A 4,246-nucleotide genomic window follows, 5' to 3' on the forward strand; every position below is an offset into this window, starting at 1 on the left:
CCGGGTTCATGGAGACCATCACCGACCCGGAGATGCACGACGCCCTCGTCAACACGGGCGTCAGTGTCACCGAGGGGGACAACGAGTACACCGACGCCTCCTTCACCCAGTTCAACGGGGGGCTCGCCGACAGCCTGGGCGACATCTTCGAAGCCCACATCTTCAGCTTCGCCAACGGCGACATCCTGGACACCGACGGCAACCCGGTGCAGGGTATCGGGGACTTCGACCCCGACACCAACTACGTGCGCATGGGCCCGGAGGAACGCGCCCAGTACATGCAACTCCTCGTGGGCAACGACGAGACCGCCGGACGCACGGTGAACCTGGTCGACGCCTACCAGCAGGTCGAGGCCGTCGCCTACCTGGAGTCCGGTAACGAGGCCACGTCCGCGCGCGGCTCGGCACAGCTTCAAGGGTTGTTGGAGCGCGCCCTGTACCTGGACTCGGCGGACCGTAGCAGCGACCTGGACAAGACGATCGAGCGGGACACGCAGATCGCCGACTTCGTGGTGGACACCGCGGGCGACCTCTCCGAGAGCATCCCGGTCATCGGTACGGGGGTCTCCAAGGGACTGGAGCTGGGCAAGGACAGCATCGTCGAAGCCATCATCGACGGCGAATACGAGGTCACCCCGAGGTTCCCGACCTATACCAGTGAGCAGAGCGTGGAGCGGAACTTCCGTGTGGAGACCCTGGACTTCATGCTCAACAACGATCCCGAGGCGCTCAACGGCGAGACCCAACGCTCGGACCTTCGAACCCTGGTCGACGGTGGCGCGCTGACCATCGTGCAGGATGGCCAGGAGCTCAACCCCTCCGAGATCACCAACGACTTCGTCATCGACGACTCGGTGACTCTGACGTTCGAGAAGGACCCGAGCAAGTGGGACCACAACGAGGACCGGAAGCTCTCCGGCATGGACGACGCCCTCGGCAACGTCATGAACAACACCGTCCTCACCGCGAACGACACCGACCCCCACACGGGAGAACCCATCGAACACACCGCACCCGGCCGTGAGTGGGTGGGCGACTTCACCGGTCAGTACAGCGACGCGTACAAGACCACACGTGACTACTTCGGGGGCGAACTGGAGACCTTCGGGAAGCCGCCGGAGGAGGACTGACTCCCCACCGTCTCCTCCCCCGCCACAGACTCTCCTCGGAGGATCCCTTGACCCACCGTACGGTCCGGACATCCACCCTGCCGGTCCTCGCCCTTGCCGCAGGGCTGGTCCTATCGGGCTGTTCCACGTCCGAACCCGAACCCGAGCCCACGTCGGGTCTGCCGGAGGACTACGTTCCGGCGCAGTGGATCGAACGGGAGGTCCGGCTGTACACCCTGGACCGCATGATCGACGAAGCCGGCTCGGACGAGGTCCTCGTGAACACGGGCGGAACCCGTGAGCACCTGTTCGACTACGGGGTCATCGTCCCCGAGGGGGGTGGCGAGGCGGACGTGGACCTGGACTCCGGATACGAGGACGGCGACTGGGAAGGGTTCGTGGTCGAACTGGACAAGGACGCCTGGGACGACGACGTCCACCTCGCCAAGGTCGATGGTGCCCTCGGCAACGCGATGAACCACAACGAGGTCACCTGGTGCGAGGCGACCGTCGGCGGCGATGACTTCGTCAAGGCCTACAAGGAACAGTACGAGGACGTCTTCGACAACCAGGAGGAGTACACGGCGAGCGTCGTCGACTACGTCGACTGCGGCACCGGTGAGCCGTGAACGTCCTCGACGGCCCGGTGATCGGAGCGCGCCTCAGTCGGCCTGAGACGCCCCCTGAGGCCCTCCGGTTCGAACGTGGAAAGGAGGGAATTCGCACTCGACCACCAACGTCACGAAACACACATATACATTGACCGACAGGTCATACCCTGGCTAATGTCCCTACTCGCCGTACCTCCCCTGATCCCGAGCCCCGGGCGAACACCCTGCTCACGGAGGACGGGACGCACACTTTCCCATCAGCGATTCTTCGAAAGGGTTCGGATGTCCTCCCAGCACGCCGGTCTTGAAAACGTCAATAGTCTGTCGCAGGGTGGTGAACAGCTCGGACAGGAGTCCGACGGTCTCCGCACCCAGATGAACCAGCTCATCGACGACATGAGCAGTGACGCCGACTCCATCCAGGGGCAGGCCCTGCACGACTTCCGCGAGGCGCGCAACACCCTCATGGAGCGCTTCGACGAGCTCATGAGCTGGTGCAACCAGAACGGCATCAAGCTGAATGAAGGTCAGCAGCAGTTCAACCTGACCGACGACGAGGCCAGCGACGACTACGCGCAGTCCACCAACGACCTCGGCGCCATGGCCCGTCCGGTCAACGCCTGACCCCATTCACCGCTTCCGTCACGGCTTTCGAGAAAGGCACATTCGTGGGTAGTAACTTCGACGTTTACGGCAATGTCGGTGGGCTGCAGAACCTGGCCTCCGACCAGCAGGCACACCTGGGTCGCTTCACGGCCATCATGAGCGCGATCAACGAGCAGTCCGAAAGCACCGTCAGCCAGTGGGAGGGGTCGGGCAGTTCGCAGTTCCAGGCCAAGGCCCAGGAGTTCGACACCCACTTCTCCGAGGTCAACTCCGCGTTCGCGAAGATGATCGACGCGACCAGTGACACCGCCGGCAAGTACGACAAGCTCACCCGGTACCTCGACGGTCTGTTCTAGTAAACTGGGCCCCGATGTCCTCCCCACCCTCGCCTCCTGCCACCGACCCGGATCCGCAGCTTCCCGAGGCGTTCCACTACACGCCCGACGAGGAGAAGTACGTCCTCGAAGCGGACGCTCTCCGGCATCGGCAACTCCGATCCGCCCTGCTGTACGGCTCCAGCCGATACTGGCGCCGTCGTCAGCGGGTGTGGCCCGCCGTGATCGGCGGCGCCATCCTCATCGCGCTCATCTGCGGGGTCATCGCCCTCATCGGCGCATTCGGCAAACAGCAGGAGATCAACGAGGAGCGAGGGTGGGGAGCCAACAACCTTCGCAACCAGATGATCGAGAGCCCCATGCTCGATCATCCGGTGCTCCAGGACCGTCCCTGACGTAGCCCGGTACACCTGCCCCGTTCACCCGAGCGGGTATCCCACCACCAACAGGGGGTCGATCTCTCATGTCCGGCTCCGCTCCCGGGCCCGTCCGGGCCCCGGGGTACGACACCTCGGCACAGCTTCGCCAGGGACGACGCGCCCGGATCATTCGCGCGACCCGAGCGACCAGTGGTGCCGAGGTCGTGCTCAAGGTGCTTCCCGTCGAGGCCGGTCAGGTCGAACTCGGTCACCTTCGCACGCTCAACGGCGTACCAGGTGTGGTCCCCCTGTTGGACGCGGGTTCCACCGCGGACGGGGCGTTCTTCATCGCCATGCCCTTCTACCCGGACGGTTCGTTCGGGGAGATGCTGGCGAAGAAGGGCCCCGCGCCCCTACAGGAGGCGGCGGCCATCGCGCGAAGCGTCGCCGCCGCCCTGGGGGCCCTGCACGGCCGCGGCCTGCTGCACAACGACGTCTGCCCGGGGAACGTCCTGCGGGCCGGGCGCACGCCCGTGCTCACCGGGTTCGGCGCGGTGTCCACCTCCGGTGAGCCGCTCCCGCCGCCCTCACCACGGATGGAGTCCTTCCTCCACTCGTCCCCCGAGTCCCTCCGTGGAGAGCCTCGTACGCCGGCGTCGGACGTCTACCAGCTCGCCTCGACGATCTGGACGCTGCTCATGGGCCGGGCCCCGTTCTCATCCACGGACGGTTCCCCCTTCGACCCTCAGACCTACGCTCGACGTGTGCTCTCTGAGGAGCCCGCGCCGGTGCCGCGTCCGGACGTGTCCCGTTCCCTGCGTCGGGTCCTCACCCGAGGCCTGGCGAAGGATCCCGCGGTCCGGTTCCCCAGCCCTTCCGAGTTCGCCGCGGCCTTCGAGAAGGCACGCTCCGGACGCACTGCGACGGCCCCCAGCGGCGCCCAGCCCTCGATGAGCGCCACCGCGCCGGCGAACACTCCTTCCGGACCACAGACGCCGCCCGGACCCACCGGGCCGCAGACCCCTCCCGCGTCCACCGGACCACAGACTCCGCCTTCGTCCACCGGGCCGCAGACCTCGCAGGCCCCTCCGACCACTCCCGCCCCTCAACCCACCCCCGCACATCAACCGCCCCCGGTCGCCCCACCGGCGTCCCCTCGGCCCGGGCCGGCCGGTCATCCGTCCGGGCCTCAGACCCCGCATCCGTCCGGGCCCTCCGGGCCCCCT

The 4,246-nt window shown here is 66.5% G+C and carries 5 protein-coding genes and 1 pseudogene; all 6 read left to right on the plus strand.

Annotation, left to right across the window (positions count from 1 at the left end):
* A pseudogene (locus tag K8V84_RS22450) lies at positions 1 to 1,130 on the plus strand (hypothetical protein); the annotation flags it as partial.
* 47 nt (positions 1,131 to 1,177) lie between these two features.
* Positions 1,178 to 1,738 carry a hypothetical protein gene (locus K8V84_RS22455; protein WP_304078406.1) on the plus strand — a complete coding sequence of 187 codons (561 nt, stop codon included), beginning with the start codon at positions 1,178 to 1,180 and terminating at the stop codon, positions 1,736 to 1,738.
* Positions 1,739 to 2,002: 264 nt separating this feature from the next.
* A complete protein-coding gene (locus K8V84_RS22460; RefSeq protein ID WP_304078408.1) occupies positions 2,003 to 2,344 on the plus strand; it encodes a hypothetical protein in 342 nt (113 codons plus the stop codon).
* 44 nt (positions 2,345 to 2,388) lie between these two features.
* Positions 2,389 to 2,682 carry a WXG100 family type VII secretion target gene (locus tag K8V84_RS22465; RefSeq protein ID WP_067602323.1) on the plus strand — a complete coding sequence of 98 codons (294 nt, stop codon included), beginning with the start codon at positions 2,389 to 2,391 and terminating at the stop codon, positions 2,680 to 2,682.
* Positions 2,683 to 2,696: 14 nt separating this feature from the next.
* Complete coding sequence (locus K8V84_RS22470; protein WP_304078411.1) at positions 2,697 to 3,056, plus strand: hypothetical protein; 360 nt, start codon at positions 2,697 to 2,699, stop codon at positions 3,054 to 3,056.
* Between the two features lie 68 nt (positions 3,057 to 3,124).
* The coding region (locus K8V84_RS22475; protein ID WP_304078413.1) for a serine/threonine-protein kinase at positions 3,125 to 4,246 on the plus strand (1,122 nt) is incomplete at its 3' end.

It is taken from the genome of Nocardiopsis listeri, assembly GCF_020741345.1.
Lineage (GTDB): Bacteria > Actinomycetota > Actinomycetes > Streptosporangiales > Streptosporangiaceae > Nocardiopsis > Nocardiopsis listeri_A.